Origin of the sequence: Pseudomonas sp. S34 (assembly GCF_009866745.1) — a bacterium.
Taxonomy (GTDB): Bacteria; Pseudomonadota; Gammaproteobacteria; order Pseudomonadales; family Pseudomonadaceae; genus Aquipseudomonas; species Aquipseudomonas jessenii.
Genome location: NZ_CP019398.1, coordinates 1807617 through 1824696 on the forward strand (window position 1 = coordinate 1807617; position 17080 = coordinate 1824696).

The 17080-nt window shown below is 59.6% G+C and carries 17 protein-coding genes; 7 read left to right on the forward strand and 10 right to left on the reverse strand.

All coding sequences use genetic code 11. The features are described from left to right. Positions 1-41 precede the first annotated feature (41 nt). From PspS34_RS07990 to PspS34_RS08010, 5 genes are all read left to right on the forward strand, one after another. On the forward strand, positions 42-758 hold the full coding sequence (locus PspS34_RS07990) for an FKBP-type peptidyl-prolyl cis-trans isomerase (protein WP_057715783.1): 717 nt from the start codon (positions 42-44) through the stop codon (positions 756-758). Positions 759-1050: 292 nt separating this feature from the next. Next, positions 1051-1506 (forward strand): YkvA family protein, encoded by a 456-nt coding sequence (locus tag PspS34_RS07995; RefSeq protein WP_154860718.1) that lies wholly within the window; start codon positions 1051-1053, stop codon positions 1504-1506. A 114-nt stretch (positions 1507-1620) separates the two neighbouring features. Next, on the forward strand, positions 1621-1962 hold the full coding sequence (locus tag PspS34_RS08000) for a helix-turn-helix transcriptional regulator (RefSeq protein ID WP_007974980.1): 342 nt from the start codon (positions 1621-1623) through the stop codon (positions 1960-1962). After that, complete coding sequence (locus PspS34_RS08005) at positions 1959-2330, forward strand: hypothetical protein (RefSeq protein WP_007898892.1); 372 nt, start codon at positions 1959-1961, stop codon at positions 2328-2330. Before PspS34_RS08000 ends, PspS34_RS08005 begins: the two co-directional genes overlap by 4 nt. Further along, positions 2331-2738 carry a sel1 repeat family protein gene (locus PspS34_RS08010; protein WP_150814125.1) on the forward strand — a complete coding sequence of 136 codons (408 nt, stop codon included), beginning with the start codon at positions 2331-2333 and terminating at the stop codon, positions 2736-2738. A gap of 24 nt (positions 2739-2762) precedes the next feature. On the opposite strand, the gene PspS34_RS08015 is transcribed toward PspS34_RS08010, so the two are convergent. Next, positions 2763-4553 carry a bifunctional diguanylate cyclase/phosphodiesterase gene (locus tag PspS34_RS08015; protein ID WP_154860717.1) on the reverse strand — a complete coding sequence of 597 codons (1791 nt, stop codon included), beginning with the start codon at positions 4551-4553 and terminating at the stop codon, positions 2763-2765. A gap of 145 nt (positions 4554-4698) precedes the next feature. Continuing rightward, positions 4699-6780 (reverse strand): carboxy terminal-processing peptidase, encoded by a 2082-nt coding sequence (locus PspS34_RS08020; protein WP_174245504.1) that lies wholly within the window; start codon positions 6778-6780, stop codon positions 4699-4701. A gap of 138 nt (positions 6781-6918) precedes the next feature. On the opposite strand from PspS34_RS08020, the gene PspS34_RS08025 reads away from it, so the two are divergent. Further along, the gene (locus tag PspS34_RS08025; RefSeq protein WP_057715778.1) at positions 6919-7881 is read left to right on the forward strand and encodes a zinc-binding dehydrogenase; all 963 of its coding nucleotides are present in this window, start codon (positions 6919-6921) and stop codon (positions 7879-7881) included. A 114-nt stretch (positions 7882-7995) separates the two neighbouring features. Here the strand turns inward: PspS34_RS08025 and PspS34_RS08030 are convergent, their stop codons facing one another. The 6 genes from PspS34_RS08030 to PspS34_RS08055 all read right to left on the reverse strand — a co-directional run bounded on the left by PspS34_RS08030 (position 7996) and on the right by PspS34_RS08055 (position 13322). Beyond that, on the reverse strand, positions 7996-8649 hold the full coding sequence (locus tag PspS34_RS08030) for an HAD family hydrolase (RefSeq protein ID WP_150814121.1): 654 nt from the start codon (positions 8647-8649) through the stop codon (positions 7996-7998). A gap of 34 nt (positions 8650-8683) precedes the next feature. Further along, the gene (locus PspS34_RS08035) at positions 8684-9673 is read right to left on the reverse strand and encodes an ABC transporter ATP-binding protein (RefSeq protein ID WP_154860715.1); all 990 of its coding nucleotides are present in this window, start codon (positions 9671-9673) and stop codon (positions 8684-8686) included. Next, entirely contained in the window at positions 9670-10470 is an 801-nt protein-coding gene (locus PspS34_RS08040) for an ABC transporter permease (RefSeq protein WP_090453956.1), read from the reverse strand. The genes PspS34_RS08035 and PspS34_RS08040 overlap by 4 nt, the downstream gene beginning before the upstream one ends. Next, on the reverse strand, positions 10457-11293 hold the full coding sequence (locus tag PspS34_RS08045) for an ABC transporter permease subunit (RefSeq protein ID WP_174245537.1): 837 nt from the start codon (positions 11291-11293) through the stop codon (positions 10457-10459). Before PspS34_RS08045 ends, PspS34_RS08040 begins: the two co-directional genes overlap by 14 nt. Positions 11294-11298: 5 nt before the next feature. Continuing rightward, positions 11299-12105, reverse strand: coding sequence for an alkaline phosphatase family protein (locus tag PspS34_RS08050; protein ID WP_159389542.1), 807 nt, complete (start codon positions 12103-12105; stop codon positions 11299-11301). A gap of 152 nt (positions 12106-12257) precedes the next feature. After that, positions 12258-13322: an ABC transporter substrate-binding protein gene (locus tag PspS34_RS08055; protein WP_159389543.1), complete on the reverse strand. Its 1065-nt coding sequence runs from the start codon at positions 13320-13322 to the stop codon at positions 12258-12260. 363 nt (positions 13323-13685) lie between these two features. Here PspS34_RS08055 and PspS34_RS08060 point away from each other — a divergent pair, with 363 nt between their 5' ends. After that, positions 13686-14399, forward strand: coding sequence for a UTRA domain-containing protein (locus PspS34_RS08060; protein WP_159389544.1), 714 nt, complete (start codon positions 13686-13688; stop codon positions 14397-14399). 123 nt (positions 14400-14522) lie between these two features. Here the strand turns inward: PspS34_RS08060 and PspS34_RS08065 are convergent, their stop codons facing one another. Further along, positions 14523-16682, reverse strand: a complete 2160-nt coding sequence (locus tag PspS34_RS08065; protein ID WP_159389545.1) for a mechanosensitive ion channel domain-containing protein — start codon at positions 16680-16682, stop codon at positions 14523-14525. A gap of 78 nt (positions 16683-16760) precedes the next feature. After that, positions 16761-17075 carry a hypothetical protein gene (locus PspS34_RS08070; RefSeq protein ID WP_150814116.1) on the reverse strand — a complete coding sequence of 105 codons (315 nt, stop codon included), beginning with the start codon at positions 17073-17075 and terminating at the stop codon, positions 16761-16763. Between the last annotated feature and the right edge of the window lie 5 nt (positions 17076-17080).

Genomic DNA, 17080 nt, shown 5'->3' on the forward strand with positions numbered 1-17080 from the left:
TTTACTCGATTGCCCTTTAGGCGCATGAACAAGGAAATAGCATGAAACAGCATCGGTTGGCGGCGGCGGTAGCCCTGGTTGGCCTGGTACTCGCGGGTTGTGATTCGCAGACCAGCGTAGAGCTGAAAACTCCGGCGCAAAAAGCTTCCTACGGCATTGGCCTGAACATGGGCAAGAGCCTGGCTCAGGAAGGCATGGATGACCTGGATTCCAAGGCTGTAGCCCAGGGCATCGAAGACGCCGTTGGCAAGAAAGAGCAGAAGCTCAAAGACGAAGAACTGGTCGAGGCGTTCGCCGCACTGCAAAAGCGTGCCGAAGAGCGCATGGCCAAGATGAGCGAAGAGTCGGCGGCTGCCGGCAAGAAATTCCTCGAAGACAACGCCAAGAAAGCTGGCGTGACCACCACCGCTTCGGGCTTGCAGTACGAAGTCGTGCAGAAAGCCGACGGTCCTCAGCCAAAGCCGACTGACGTAGTGACCGTTCACTACACCGGCAAGCTGACCAATGGCACCGTATTCGACAGCTCCGTCGAGCGCGGCAGCCCGATTGATCTGCCGGTCAGCGGTGTGATCCCGGGTTGGGTCGAAGGCCTGCAACTGATGCACGTTGGCGAGAAGTACAAGCTGTACATCCCTGCTGACCTGGCTTATGGCGCTCAAAGCCCAAGCCCGGCGATTCCAGCCAACTCGGTGCTGGTATTCGACCTGGAACTGCTGGCCATCAAGGATCCGGGAAAAGAAGACGCCGCTGCCAAGTAACCAGCGCCTGCTTCGATAACAACGCCTCGCTCATGCGGGGCGTTGTTGCATCTGGCGTTCGGCACGGGTAAACAAAACGAACAGACGCTCTAGGCGGGAGTCTTAGGCATAGTAGTGTTGGCGGTAGACGCACAAGGCCGCCAAGTCAATGAAATTATGGGTTTTTTTTGATGAGTAAAAAACGCCCGATCTGAACGCGGGCCTTGTAAAACGGGGCTTACAGCGATGAAAAGCAGCTCTGTTCACAAGGTTATCCACAATTTGTGTGGATAACATTTCAACGGGAGGAATGATGAAAACGCCCTGGAGTTTCGCTCGTTTCCTGCCACTGGCCGGACGTCTGCTGGCACGCGGTCGATTGCCAACCCTGTTGTTCGCGGTCGCCAGTAAAGGCGCAAGCCAGGGTAATCGATTGGGCAAGATCAAGGACGACTTGAAGCTGTTGCAGGCACTCTGCCTGGCCTATTGGCGTGGTGAGTATCGCGCCATCAGCCCCAAGGCGCTGGTATCGGTTGTCGCGGGCCTGATGTATTTCCTCAGTCCGGTGGATGCGATCCTGGATTTCATTCCAGTGTTTGGCATGCTCGATGACATCGCGGTACTGGCATGGCTGATGAAAGTGCTCGACGACGAACTCAATGCCTTCCGCGCCTGGCGCAAACGGCAGGTGCCGGAGAAGCTCGCGGTGGTTGAGCATCTGCCTGATACCCCCGAGCAACTTCAACTTCAAGGCCCGAAAAAACACTGATTCGATTTTGACCAGTTCATAGATTGATGCCCCCCGCGACCTTGGCCGCTGTTAGGATTACACTTCTAGGGAAAAGTGCCGACTCGCTAAGTGTTGTTGTCCTACGGGGTAGTGATGGATATTCAGATAATTACACGCGAAGGCGAGCCCGAGTATGCGGTTCTGCCATGGGCTCAGTATCAGGCGTTATTGAAAGCAGCGGGCATCAAAGAGCAAGCGTCGCCTCAAGCCACGAAGCCTCAGGCGGCGACACCAGACGCGATACTTCCGGGTCTGGATCAACTACGCAGTTTGCGCGAGGGGAAGGGCATCGCCATCGAGGCGTTGGCCCGCACGGTAGGCATCAGCCCGTCTTACCTGGCCATGATCGAAAGTGGCGAGCGTCTGCCCGACGCCGCGATTCGCCGTAGCCTGGCCTGGGAATTGACGGTGCCAGGGTGGAGGGATGAATCGTGAGCGTACGCATCAGTCGTCAACATTGGGACGGATTGCTCGGCGAACTGGATCAGGCGCGTCGCCAGCGCCATCTGTTGACGTATCGGGCATTGCTGGAGCGTTTGCAGCTGCCGACCCCGGCCATGCAGACCCTGACGGCGGCCCTTGAGCATCTGGCGGCCTTGGACGCCAGGGCGGAGCAGCCATTGCGCAGTTCACTGGTGATCAGTCAGGGCGCCAGCCGCTTGCCGCGCACTGGATTCTTTGAATGTGTCGAGCGTCTCGGGCGTTTTTCCGGGCCGTCTGACGGCGTTGCCGCCGCGTCCTGGCATGCTTCGGAAGTGGTGCGGGTGTTCGAGTACGAATACCCGGAATCGGCCGAGGCCTGAGTGTTTTTACAACTCAAGGCGCGGGCTGGTTACTGGCTCGCGCGCCGATTGTTTCACTGGTCATGGTTTGTCCGTCAGCCACGTGGCTGGCGCTGGCTCGAAGGCCAGTTCGCACGCATGGCCAACCTGGGCAATGTCGGCGCCCAGAGCTTCTATGGGCACATCCTGGCGTTTCGAGGTGTCGGCCTCGGTGCTCGTGAGGAGGGCGTGCGTTTGTTGCGCCTGGCGGCGTTGGCGGGCGATGGCAAGGCGGCGTATCAGGTGGGCGTGATCACACTGGCCGGGACGGCGAGCAAGTCTCCCGATCCGGTCGAAGCGGCGCGATTCTGGGAGATGGCGGCGAAGGCCGGGCATCCATTGGCGCCGATCAAGCTCGAAGAGCTGAAGTCTTCCTCGGCGCCTCGTTGATCCGAGTGAAACCGGAAAGCGCCCTTATCGATGCCCGGAAACGAGCAGCTCTTCAACAGTCGAAACCACCCGGCTATCAATCACATGCACGCTATAGCCCTGCACATTCTTCGCATGGTGCTTGGCCTGTGATGCCATATCGGCCAACTGGCTCGCATCGAGTTGTCCACAGGCCTGTGGATGCAAATGCACCACGCCGATCGACAGCGACAACAACGCAAACTCCTGGCGCTGCCCCTGGCGATTGGGTGCGATGAAGCAGCCGGCTTCCAGGTGCTCGCTGCGGTAGAAGCGCCGGCACTGGCTCTGGAAGTCGTCGAGCAACTGGTTCAAACGTTTGCGCCAGTCTTCCGGGCCTAGCACCAGCAGGAAATCATCGCCGCCGATGTGGCCGACGAAGTCGCGGGACGGGTCGACGCGATCGTTCAGGCATTGCGCCAGGCACAGCAGGACTTCGTCGCCGCGACCATAGCCGTAGATGTCGTTGAAAGGTTTGAAGCTATCAATGTCCACGTAGCAGATCACCGATTCCCTTCGCTGTTGCAGCAGTCGCGTCAGGCATTGCTGAATCGGCACGTTGCCCGGAAGCAAGGTCAACGGGTTGGCGTAGCGGGCCTGCTGGATCTTCAGTTCCGTGATCAGCTTGAGCACGTCGATCACCCGGCCCAACCCCAGGTAACCGCCATTGAGGGTAATGATGAAATCTTCTTCGATGCGCTGGCGGGCACGGCTGGTGATCAGGCGGCTGACTTGTTGCAGCGACTGGCTCAGCTCGACGGCGAGGAAGTCATCGTTCATCAGGCGGCTGATGGGCTTGCGGGCGAACAGGTCGGTGGCAAAGGGTTTGAGCAGGGCGTCGGAGAGCGAATGACGATGGACAATGCCGCAGGGTTGACCCTGTTCATCCAGGACTGCCAGCGAGTTCAGGTTGGCCTGGCGGCGAAAGGCTTCGAGCACCGTGGCGGTCGGCGTGTCGCGGTTCACCGCGGGCAGCTCGTTGAGCAGGGCGCTGAGGTCGCTGCCGTCTTCGCTCAGTGCAACGGCGGTGCTGTCCTGTCGGGGCATCAATGCCCGGGCATCCCGTGGCGGGTGTTCCTGGGGGCGGCAGAGCAGATAGCCCTGCACCAGGTCCACGCCCATTTCGGTCAGCACCGTGAGTTCTTCGGGGAGCTCGATACCTTCGGCGATGACTTGCGCCCGCGAGGCCTTGGCGATTTGCAGGATCGAGCCGACGAACTCGCGCTTGAGCGCATCCTGATGAATGCCATCAATGAAATGCCGGTCGATTTTCACGTAATCCGGCCGTAGCTCGGACCACAAGCGCAAACTCGAATAGCCCGCGCCCAGGTCATCCAGCGCAATCGAAAATCCCATCGCCCGATAGTGATGCAGGGCGGTTTGCAGCAGCTGGAAATCATCCGTCGGCGTCTGTTCCGTGAGCTCGATGACCACCTGGCTTGGCGCAATGCCGAAATCCTGCAGCAATTGCAGGGTGCGCCCCGGTTGATGGGCCGCTTCGAGCAGGGACTCCGGGGACACGTTAAGGAACAACAGGCCAGGCAGTTGTTGCTCATTGAAGCGTCGGCAAGCGCTTTTGCGGCAGGCAATTTCCAGCTCGCTCAGGCGTCCGGCCTGGCGGGCGACGGCGAACAGGGCGACAGGGGAGTGCAGAGGGCTGTTGGAGGGGCCACGACTGAGGGCTTCGTAACCGAGGATGCGTCGTTCAGAGAGGCTGATGATCGGTTGGAACAGACTGTGTAAACCGCTTTGACTCAGGATCGAGCTCAAGGCACTCAGCTGTTCGGTTGTGGTCATGGCGATCTCTGGCAATAAAAAAAGGACCGGGCGTGCCCTTGGTAAAAAGAGCACGCCCGGTCCTTTATTTCACGACAGAATGATGACTGTTTGATGACGCTACCGGGGCGTCAGCATTAAATTGCCATCAGTTGTTTGTACAAACTCAGTGCTTGGCCACTGCCGTGTTGAGTTTCAGGTAGTCCAGCAGAATCCGCCCTGTTTCGCTGAGGTAGGCGTCGTCTTCCGGTTTGGTCTTGTCATCCTCGGCCGCGATGGCGTCCTCGTCTTCTTTCTTCAGCTCTTTGAGCGGCTCTTCGCCCTTGGCCTTGCGACGGATGTTTTCCATGGCCAGCTGTTTGGCTTCGATGTCGGCGTGCTGGGCACGACGCTCGACTTCATTGAGGCTGACGGTTTTCTCGGCCATCAGTTTCTGCGCCAGGGCCAGCTTGTCACGGATGAACACGAACTCCGCATCTTTGGCCGTACGCACGTCATGCTCGGACTGGAGCTGCGAAATGTACGGCTTGAACGGGTCGAGCGCAGGCTTGATCGCCGCCTTGATGGTGTCCCACGGCATGGCTTCCGGCAGGGCGCTTTCACCGATTTCCTTGGTATCGATGATCGACGGGTAATCGATGTCCGGCAAGACGCCCTGATGCTGGGTGCTCTGCCCGGAAACCCGGTAGAACTTGGCCAGGGTCAGTTTCAGTTCGCCATGGTTGAGCGGCTGAATGGTTTGCACGGTGCCTTTGCCGAAGGTCTGGCCGCCGATGATCAGCGCGCGGTGGTAGTCCTGCATGGCACCGGCAAAAATCTCCGAAGCCGAGGCGGACAGGCGGTTGACGAGCAACGCCATCGGGCCTTTGTAGAACGCGCCCGGATTTTCATCCTCCAGGACATCGACCCGGCCATCGGCGTTACGCACGAGCACGGTCGGGCCTTTGTCGATGAACAGGCTGGTCAGCTCGGTGGCCTCTTGCAAGGAACCGCCGCCGTTGTTGCGCAGGTCGATGACCACGCCGTCGACTTTCTCTTTCTGCAATTCGGTCAGCAGTTTCTTGACGTCGCGGGTGGTGCTCTTGTAATCCGGATCGCCGGCACGGAAGGCCTTGAAGTCCAGATAGAACGCCGGGATCTCGATGACGCCGAGCTTGTAGTCCTTGCCGTCCTGCTTCAGATTCAAGATCGACTTCTTCACGGCCTGATCTTCGAGTTTCACCGCTTCACGGGTGATCGGCACGATCTTGGTGGTCTGGTCGTTCGGCGCATTGCTGGCCGGGATAACTTCCAGGCGCACTACGGTGCCCTTCGGACCACGGATCAGCTTGACCACTTCGTCCAGGCGCCAGCCCACGACGTCGACCATTTCCTTGTTGCCCTGGGCAACGCCGATGATCTTGTCGGCCGGTGCAACCTGCTTGGTCTTGTCCGCCGGACCTGCCGGCACCAGGCGCACGACTTTCACCTGGTCGTTATCGCTTTGCAACACGGCACCGATGCCCTCGAGGGACAGGCTCATGTTGATGTCGAAGTTCTCCGCGTTATCCGGCGACAGATAGTTGGTGTGCGGGTCGTAGGACATGGCGAAGGTGTTGATGTACGCCTGGAAGATGTCTTCCGCGCGGGTCTGGTCCAGGCGCGCCAGCTGGTTCTTGTAGCGCTTGGTCAGGGTTTCCTGGATCTGCTTGGAATCCTTGCCGGCGATCTTCTGACGCAGGACTTCGTCCTTGACGCGTTTGCGCCACAGGTCGTCGAGTTCTGCGGTGGATTTGAGCCAAGGGGCGTCCTTGCGGTCGATCAGCAAGGTTTCCCTGGTGGTGAAGTCGATCTTGTCGACGCCTTTGTTCAGCTCGGCAATAGCGAAGTCCAGACGCGCCTTGACGCGGTCCAGGTAGCGCTTGTAGATGGTGAACCCGGCGTTCAGGTCGCCGCTCTTGAGGAAATCGTCGAACTGCGTCTTCCACTTGTCGAATTCGGCAATGTCGCTGGCCATGAAGTAGCTGCGCGACGGATCCAGCAGCTTGAGGTAGCTGTCGTAGATGATTACCGAGCGTGCGTCATCGAGCGGCGGCTTGCTGTAGTGGTGGCGCTTGAGCAACTCCACGACGTTCAGACTGGCGATCACTTCGTCACGATCGGGTTGAAGCTTGTCCCAGCTATTGGCTGCGAATGTATTGCTCGACATCGGCAGCAAGCCGATACCGATGAATAAAGCGAGGGCAGTGCTGGGGAACAGATGCTTCATGCTGATTCGACGCGGGGACAATTGATAACGCATATTAGGCCGTCTTTGAAGTCGCCGGTTCTTTGGGAGCCGGTCGCATAATGCAAAAAACCCGACGCTATAGCTTCGGGCTCAGTCCAGACTCACTATGGAGGCACTGTGAAAGCATTGCAAGGCGTTGACGGTCAAGTGGTATGGGTTGATGAGCCGAGTCCTGCATGCGATGTAGGACAAGTTCGTATACGAGTGGCGGCAGCGGGCCTCAATCGTGCCGATTTGTTGCAGAAGGCCGGCCTTTACCCGCCCCCGCCAGGGGCCAGTCAAGTGCTCGGTCTAGAGTGCTCGGGGGTCATCAGCGAGGTGGGCGCCGGGTCCTCCTGGCAAGTTGGCGATCGGGTTTGCGCCTTGCTGGCCGGGGGCGGGATGGCCGAAGAGGTGGTTGTCGACGGGCGGCATGTGCTGCCGGTTCCCGATGGAATGTCACTGTTCGAAGCGGCTGCATTGCCCGAAGTTTATGCAACAGTCTGGCTGAATTTGTTTCAACTGGCTGCGCTCAAACCGGGTCAGAAAGTTCTTCTGCATGCCGGGGCAAGTGGAATCGGTTCAGCTGCCATTCAGCTGTGCAAGGCGTTCGGCAATCCGTGTTGGGTCAGTGTCGGCTCCGCAGAGCGATTGGCGTATTGCGAAGCGCTGGGCGCCCAGGGCGGCGTGGTGCGTAATGGCGATCTGGAGAGCCTGCGGGATCTGGGGCCGTTCGATGTGATTCTCGATCCGGTGGGCGGCAATTACGCGGCCTTGAACCTCAAGCTGCTGGCGCAGGATGGCCGCTGGGTGTTGATCGGTCTGATGGGCGGCCGCGAGGCCAAGCTGGATCTGGCCCAGGTGCTGGCAAAGCGTGTGCAGTTGCTGGGTTCGACTTTGCGCAGTCGCGACGATCAGTTCAAGGCCGATCTGTTCAGTGATTTGGGCCAGCATGTGTGGCCGTTGTTTGCCGAGGGGCGCTTGAGCCCGCAACTGGCCGGGACATTCCCGATCAAGGATGCCGAGGCGGCGTTTGCCGAGTTGGCGAGTAATACCGTGGCGGGGAAAGTGGTGCTGGTGATTGACGAAAGCCTCACCTGACAACACAAAAAACTGTGGGAGCGAGCTTGCTCGCGATGGCGCTCTGTCTGTCGGCATTAACGTTGACTGACACACTGCTATCGCGAGCAAGCTCGCTCCCACAGGGGATCCGGGTTACTTCCAGATATGGATCGGCCAGCCGGCTTTTTCGGCCTGCTCGCGCAACACCGGATCCGGGTTGACCACGTGAGGGAAATCCACCTTCAGCAACAGCGGCAGGTCATTGCGGGAGTCGGAATAGAAGCTCGCGCCTTCGAGGTTTTCCTCCTCTGCATCCAGCCACTCCAGCAAGCGTGTGATCTTGCCTTCGCGGTAGGTCAGGGTGCCAACGGTGTGGCCGGTGTAGACGCCATGGGCCACTTCCAGTTCGATGCCCAGAATCTCGTCGATGCCCAGGCGCTCGGCGATGGGACCGACCAGGTGGGTGCCCGAGGCCGAGATCACCAGGATCCGGTCGCCGGCCTTGCGGTGCGCGGCGATGGCTTTGGTGGCATCGCTGAAAATGATCGGCTCGATGAAGTCCTCTACCCACGGACCAACCAGGTGCGCGACTTCTTCAGGCGTACGACCAATCAACGGTTCCAGGCTGAAGGCCATGTAGTCCTCCATGGCCAGATGGCCCCTGCCGTACGCATCCATCAATTCCTTGTCGCGACGCAGGAACGACTCGCCATCGACCCAGCCGAGGCGGACCATTTGCTCGCTCCACAGTGAGGCGCAGTCGCCGTGGATCAGGGTTTCGTCCAGATCAAAAATTGCCAGGGCCATCAGTGCAGTTCTCTCTTCAGCGTCAGCAAAGGCATCAGGCTACCTCACACAGGGCCGTCGGATCGATGGAAAGCGCCAGGCGCTGACCATCGGGATGCAGGTCGGCCGCCGAGCGGTTCAGCACATCCACCACCAATTCCACGCCCCGGGCTTCGACCCGGTAGCGAATCACGTTGCCCAGCAGGCTGTGGCTGCGCACTTGCGCGTCCAGTTCACCTTCAAGGCTCAGTTCGATGGCTTCCGGGCGAATGGCAATGCGCTTGTTGATCGGTCGCTGCAACAGCTTCGAGGCGCTGTCGGCGTCCAGCAGGTTGTAGTTGCCGATGAACCCGGCGGCGAACACATCGACTGGCGCAGTGTAGAGGGTTTCGGCGTCGCCACTTTGTACGATCTTTCCCTGATTCATCAGGAAAATCCGGTCAGACATGGTCAGGGCTTCTTCCTGATCGTGTGTGACGAAAATCGTGGTCAAGCCCAGTTCGCGCTGGATCTGACGGATCTGTTCGCGCAGGTGTTTGCGAATCCGCGCGTCCAGGGCCGACAACGGTTCATCCAGCAACAACAGGCGTGGCCGGGTCACCAGGGAGCGGGCGAGGGCCACGCGCTGGCACTGGCCGCCCGACAGTTGGTGCGGGTAACGCGCGGCAAAGTCATTGAGCTCCACCAGTTTGAGCACTTCTGCGACGCGTTTGCGGCTGTCATCGGCATTGACCTTTTGCATGCGCAGGCCGAAGGCGACGTTTTGCTCCACGGTCATGTTGGGGAACAGCGCATAGCTTTGGAACACCATGCCAATCCCGCGTTTCTGCGGGCTCACCGGCACGATATCGGCACCATCGAGCAGGATTTTGCCGCCATCCACCGAAGTCAGGCCGGCGATGCAGCGCAGCAGGGTGGATTTGCCGCAACCGGACGGACCGAGCAGGGTGACGAATTCACCTTTCTGGATTTCGCAATTGATGTCGCTGAACACCGTGGTGCCGGCGAAGCTTTTCTGAAGATGTTGGACGCTGACATAGCTCATTCGCTTTTGTCCCTGTTCAAGATATTGGCAATCCAGGTCAGAACCAGCACAAAGAAGAAGTAGGAAATCACCAGCGCACTGGTGAAATGACCGCTGCTGTTGCGCATGTTGTTGAGGTAGACCTGCAGGGTTTCGTAGCGGGTACCGACAAGGATGTTGGCGAACACGAACTCACCGAACAGGAACGAGAACGACAGCAGCAACGCCACCATCAGGCCCTTGCGCAAGTTCGGCAGCACCACCAGGAAGGCGGCTTGAAAGGTGCTGGCGCCGAGCAACTGGGCGGCATCCATCAGGTCGCGCAGGTTGATCGCTTGCAGGTTGTTGGTGATCGCCCGGTACATGAACGGCAGCGCCACGGTGAAGTAGCAACCGATCAGGATCCACGGCGTGCCGACCATGGCGAATGGTCCGGAACCATAAAGCTGCAACAGCCCCACCGACGACACCACCGGCGGCACGGCGAAGGGCAGCAGGATCAGGATGTTCATCAGTGCGTCGAGTTTCGGGAAGTGGTAATGCACCACGAACAGCAACGGCAGAATCAGCACTACCGAAAGAATCAGCGAACCGACGCAGACCAGCAGCGACTGCCCGAACGCATTCAGGAAGCGCGGATCGCTCCACAGCTGGATGTACCACTTGAGGGTGAAGCCACTGGGCAGAATGGTCGCCGACCAACTGCTGGAGATCGAATAGATCAGCGTGCCGAGCAGCGGCAACAGCAGGATGGCAAACAGCAGATACACCACGACGCGGTGGTAGACACCGGCGGGCCCCAGTTCAGCGCGAGACATGGTAGCTCCTCTTCAACAGCAACTGATGCACGATGGTCACCAGGGTCATCAAGGCCACAAGCACCACGGCCAGGGCGCTGGCCAGGTTCGGGTCCAGGGAAATGTCACCGGACACCATCGCCGCGATGCGGATCGGCAGCACGTTGAAGTTGCCGGTGGTCAGGGCGTACACCGTGGCGTAGGCACCGAGGGCGTTTGCCAGCAGGATCACGAAGGTGCCCAGCAGTGCCGGCGTCAAAACAGGCAAGCCGATGTGCCGCCAGTACTGCCAACCGTCGGCGCCGAGCAGCGCAGCGGACTCACGCCAGTCTTCGCGCAGTGCATCGAAGGCCGGATACAGCAGCAGCACGCCGAGGGGAATCTGGAAGTAGGTGTAGAGAATGATCAGCCCGGTTTTCGAGTACAGGTTGAAGTCCTGAATTATTCCGGCCTGCTTGAGCATGATGGTGAAGCTGCCGTTGAAGCCGAGCAGAATGATGAACGCGAAGGCCAGGGGCACGCCGGCGAAGTTACTGGTCATGTTGGCGAAGGCGTTGACGAAATTGCGCAGTTTCGAGTCCACCCGGCGCAGGGAATAGGCGCCGAGTACCGCGATGACGATCCCGAACACGCTGGACCAGAAGCTGATCTCGAGACTGTACTGGATGGCCTGCAGGTAAAACTTCGAGCTGAAGATCTTGCTGAAGTTGGCCAGGCCCCAGCCGAACTCTTCCGATTGCAGGCTGTTGATCATCACCCAGGTCAGCGGTGCGATTTCGAACACGATGAAGAACAGCGCAAATGGCACCAGGCACAAGGCTGCGAGCCATTTACCGCGAGTCATGGAATTCACTTCAGAAGCTCCCGGCACACCGGCTTGTCGTGAGGCACGCCCAGCAGTTCGCAGACGGTGCCGCAAATGTCAGTCTGTTCGGGCGCAGCGCCCGAATCGAAACTGAAAGCGTCGCCGAGGACGAACAGCGGTACTTCGCGTTCTTCGGCAAGCAGCCCATTGTGGGAGCGGTCGTTGTTCATGCCGTGGTCGGCGGTGACCAGCACTTGGTAACCGGCATCGAGCCAGCCTTGCAGGTAGTCGGCCAGGATGATGTCGGCGGAGCGGGCACTGTTGCGGTACTGCGGGGTGTCGAGGCCGTGCTTGTGCCCGGCGTCGTCGATGTTCATCGGGTGGATCAGCAGAAAATTCGGTGCATGGCGCAGGCGCAGGTTTTCGGCGTCGGCGAACAGGTGCGAATCCGGGTAGTGATCGTTCCAGTAAAAATGCCCATGCTGGATCGGCAGTTGCGGGTCATCGGTGTGACGGTCCCGGGCCGCCACGAAGGGCGAACGGTTGTACAACTCGCTGATCCAGTGATAGGCCGCCGCCGCGGTGACAAGGCCTGCGTCAGTGGCGTAGTGATAGATGCTGCGCTGGTTGGACAGGCGCGAGACGTTGTTGTGGACGATGCCGCTGTCGATGGGCGCGACGCCGGTCAGGATGCATTCGTACAGGGGGCGGGACAGGGCCGGCAACTCGCACTGCAGTTTGTAGAGTGCCGCGCGTCCTGCGCCGACGTAGGCCTGCAGGTGCCCCATGGCGTGGCGGGCGACCTCGTAGTTGAGGCCGTCGAGCACGACAAGGATGACGTTGTGCTTCATAGGGGCAAAAACTCCGCAAAACAGATGATTCAAGTACGCACCAATCTCTTGTGGGAGCGAGCTTGCTCGCGATGAGGGACTTCCATTCAACATCAATGCTGAATGTCAGGTCGCTATCGCGAGCAAGCTCGCTCCTACAGGGATCTACCGCATCATTTCATTTCAACGATGACTTCTTCATTCCACTTCTGAGGCAGGGCCTTGGAAGTCTTCTCCCAGGCGTCCGCGTCCTTGATCGGCGTGACCTTCTTGTACTGCTCGTTAGGCAGCAGCTTGGCCTGCACCTCGGCTGGCAGGGTCAGGTGTTCGGCACGGATCGGACGGGCGTTGCCCTTGGCCAGGTTGATCTGGCCGGCGTCACTGAAGATGTATTCGCGGGTCAGCTTGGCTGCATTCGGGTTTTTCGCGTACTTGTTGATGATGGTGGTGTAGCCGGAGATCACCGAGCCGTCGGACGGGATCAGCACCACGTAGTCATCCGGGTTGGCCATCTTGGCCTTGTAGCTCAGGCCGTTGAAGTCCCAGACCACGCCGACTTCGATTTCGCCTTTTTCCATGGTGGCAATCGTCGGGTTGGACATCGACAGGCGACCTTGCTTGGCGATGTCGGCGAACAGATCCAGGGCAGGCTTGAGGTTTTTCTCGTCGCCACCGTTGGCCAGTGCCGCGGCCAATACGCCGTTGGCTGCCTGGGCCGCGGTGCTCACGTCGCCGATGGAGACCTTGTATTTGCCGTCCTTGAGGTCAGCCCACTTGGTTGGCGCCTCGGAGCCATGCAGCAACTTCTTGTTGACGATGAAAGCGATGGTGCCGGTGTAGGCCAGTGCCCAGTTGCCGTCTTTGTCCTTGGCCCAGGCCGGAATCTGATCCCAGGTCGAAGGCTTGTAAGGCTGGACCACGCCTTGCTTGACCGCGATCGGGCCGAACGCTGCACCGACGTCGCCGATGTCGGCGCTGGCGTTGTCTTTTTCCGCGGCGAACTTGGCGATCTCCTGGGCCGAGCTCATGTCGGTGTCGATGTGCTTGAGGCCGTACTTGTCGCTCAGGTCTTTCCAGGTGCCGGCCCAGTTGGCCCAGTCATTGGGCATGCCAACGCTGTTGACGGCGCCTTCCGCTTTCGCAGCGGCTTCCAGGGTTTTCAGATCATCGGCCGCGATGGCGGCGGTGCACATTGCGATGGTCGAGCCTAACAGTGATGCCAGGAAAAGCTTTTTCATTCCGAAGCTCCTTGGGTCGTGTTCAACGCTGCGATTGCGGTTTGTGTTGGTCTAGGTCAGCAATACCTGAGCCAATTTAAGGGGGCTGGATGACACTTTGATGTCGTTCGTCGCCCGGAATGACTTTTTGTTCAGCGGTATCGCGACTGGCCTGCTAAGCGTAGACCATGGTCAAGGCCCCGGAAGACAAGGGACTTGGCCGATGAATTGCAAGTTGTTGAAGGCAGGGAGTGGCGACCGTTGGGCGGCTTTGTCACATCTGGTTCATCTGCGCTGCCTACGCTTGCAGACTATTGAATGAGCCGGTTTACACTGCGGTTCTGCCCTGAAATGGTGCTGGTCTAGTCCAGAAAGGAAACGTTGATGCGTGAAGAGGCAACAAAAGCGGTAACAGCCATCGGCCAGGTGCTTCAGGAGCAGATCGACCATGGACTGTTGACCCCCGGCAGCAAATTGCCGGCCGAACGCAAGCTCAGTGAATTGTTTGGCACCACACGGATCACTTTGCGTGAAGCGTTGTTGCAGTTGGAGTCCCAGGGGCAGATTTATCGCGAGGAGCGTCGCGGCTGGTTCGTCTCGCCGCCACGCCTGGCCTACAACCTCATGCAGCGTAGCCACTTTCACGCGATGGTCAGCGCCCAGGGGCGGGTGCCGTCGACCGAGGTGATTTCGGCGCGATTGCAGCCGGCATCGGCGGCAATCTGTGCCTGGCTGCAATTGCCGGCACTGTCCAGCGTGATTCAGATCTGCCGTTCACGGCGGATTGACGGGCGACTGGTGTTGTATGTGGAGCACTATCTGAACCCACAGTATTTCCCGGGGATTCTTGAGTTCGATCTGAATCAGTCGATCACCGAGTTGTATGCGCGGCATTACGACTTGCACTACGGGCGGGTGCGCTTCGAGATTGTACCTACGGCGTTGTCGGTGGATGCGGCGGCGGCGTTGAAGGTGTCGGTGGGTAGCCCGGGCTTGCAGATTGCCCGGGTCAACTATGATCAGCATGAACGCTTGATCGACTGCGACCTGGAGTTTTGGCGGCATGATGCGATTCATGTCGGGGTGGATGTCGTCTAACGTCCGACCTTCCTGTAGGAGCGAGCTTGCTCGCGATGGTCGTTAACGATTACGCGTGTTTACTGGCTAAACGCGGCGTTCTTGAGTTTCATCGTCGGAACGCCGCCCGGAGCAAGCTCGCTCCTACACGGACTGTTCTGGCGCACCGCCCGCGGTAATCACCTGAATACTCATCCGCGGTGTCGCCAGATCCAGTCCGGCTTCATCCATGTGCCGCTTGAGTGACAGGTTGAACGCCCGCGAAACCTCCCACTGCTTGATCGGCGCCGTCTTGAACCGGGCGCGAAGGATCGCGTTGCCCGACTCGAAACTTTCCACCCCCTGGAACTCCAGCGGCGACCAGATATTGCGCCGCTGCAGCGGGTCGGTGCGCATTTTCTGGCCGACTTCGCGCATCAGTTTGATTGCGTTGTCGATGTCCATGTTGGCCGGCACCGCTACCCGGAAGATCGCGTAGCCGAATTCCCGGGAGTAGTTCTTGATGCTTTTGATTTCGCTGAACGGAATGGTGTGGACGATGCCGTCGATGTCCCGCAGGCGCACGGTACGGATGGTCAGGCCTTCGACCGTGCCGAGGTGGCCTCCGACATCCACGTAGTCGTCAATGGCCAGGGAGTCTTCGATGATGATGAACAACCCGGTAATCAGGTCGGCTACCAGCGACTGCGCACCAAAACCGATGGCCAGACCGATCACACCGGCACCGGCCAGCAGGGGCGTGACGTTCATGCCCATGTTCGCCAGGGCAACGATCAGCGCGATGATGAAAATCGCTATGAACAACACATTGCGGATCAGCGGCATCATCGTCTGTGCGCGGGCATTGGCCAGGCCTTTGCGCGAGCGGGTGAGTGCGTGGTGCACGGCGGTATCGCTGAGAATCCAGATCAGCCAGGCAAACAGCAGCGTGCCGGCGAGGCTGAACAGTTTGACGCTGACTTCGTGGCCGTCGCCTTCGGTAAAGCGGATCAACGACATGCCCCAGACCCGCAGGCCGAGTTCGATAAAGGCCAGCCACACCAACAAGTGAACGATGGTGTAGAAGAAGTTTTTCAGCCGTTCCGAATACACCGCGTAGCGCCGGATGCCGCGCTGCGGTTTGAGGGCGTGACGGCGTACCAGGCCGTTGATGACCATGCACAACACCAGCAAAACGGTACAGATCAGCGACTGGCGCAGGGCGGTGCTGGTGTCGCCGGCGGAAATGAACGTCGCGAACAGGGAAATGGCCACCAGCACCAGCGCCGGTACGTACCAGAAGGTGCCGAGAATCGACAGGGTGTCGTTGAGGGCGCGTCGGGTCAGGCGTCGGGACAGTGGCTGGTTGCGGATCAGGTGGGCGATCGGCCGGCGGAAACGCAGGATGAAGCGCCCCGTGGAGAGCGCGGCCAGGACATTGGCGGCAGTCGCGGCGGTATGGGCCAGATGGCTGCCGAGGCTGTTGACCAGTTGCGGATCGCTCAGCGCTTCGCCAAACGCGGCGAAGCTGCCGATCAGCCATAGCGGCCGAAACGCCTGGTGCCGCAGGATGTACAAGGCGCGGTGGCGGTGTGGGCCGTCGAGCAGGGAAAAGGCAATCACGCAGATGGCCGAGAAGCAGGTGCCGACCACCAGTGCATAGGCCAGCACCATCGCCAGGCTTTTGCCCAGGGACGAGGGCAGGGCGTAGCTCATGTAGACCGTGATCACCAGGGCGATCAGCCATGGCCCGAGTTTGCGCAGCGCAAAACGCAACATGTCCAGGGCCCTGGGATGCTGCGGCAGTTCTTCGGTCAGGCCGAAACGCATCCGCACGCGGTGGCTGATCCAGATCAGGGCGGCGGCCAGCAGGCTCCAGACCATCAGGATCATGGCAAAGGCGAACAGCATGGGCAGCCATTCATTGGCCGGCAGCGCCAGCGCCACCAGTTCTTCCCTGGCCTGATCGAATTCACTGGACCAGAGCGTGAGCGGACTGTCGACGCCGGAAAATTTCTTCTCGAAATTGGCCAGGGTTCCGCCAATCAGACCCAGTACGCCTTCTTCGGTAATCGGCTGGGCCTGTTTGGTGGTGTCGCGGAGCTTTTTCAGGTCGGCCAGCAGCTTGGAGCGTTGCTGGTCGTTCTCCAGTGACTTGATCACTTCGTCCAGAGATTGCCCCAGCGGTTCCTGTGCTTCGGGCTGCGCCTTGGCCTGGTTGTTGAGCAGGCCCGGCAGGCCGGCCGCCTGGGCAGGCGTCACTGACAGCAGCGTCATCAGGCAGACAAGGACAATACACGGGAGGGAAAAAAGACGAGCGAACACTAGGCGGTCAACCTCGCAGGGAGCGGATCGACCGAGTGTACGAGCCCGTCAAAATCAATGCGAGCCAAGGGCGAGGAATTATTCGTTGAGTTTGGCGAGGATCTTGAGAACAACGGTCGCGAGAATGGTCAGCATGCCGATCCACATGGCAAACACGCCGGCATTCTTGTCGCGAAAGTTGAAGCCGACGGCCAGCAGGAGCATCCCGGCAAGAATCGGAATCAGCATGGCGTGAAAGGTAGACATCGAAATCATGGAGACGGCCTTGTCGAAGGGATACTGGAAGTCTAGGCGGCTTTTTTGCACCGTGTTGTCTGTAGGAGCGAGCTTGCTCGCGATGAACTTCAGGGCGCCGCGTTTATCCAGAAAACACGCGTAATCGTTCACGTCCATCGCGA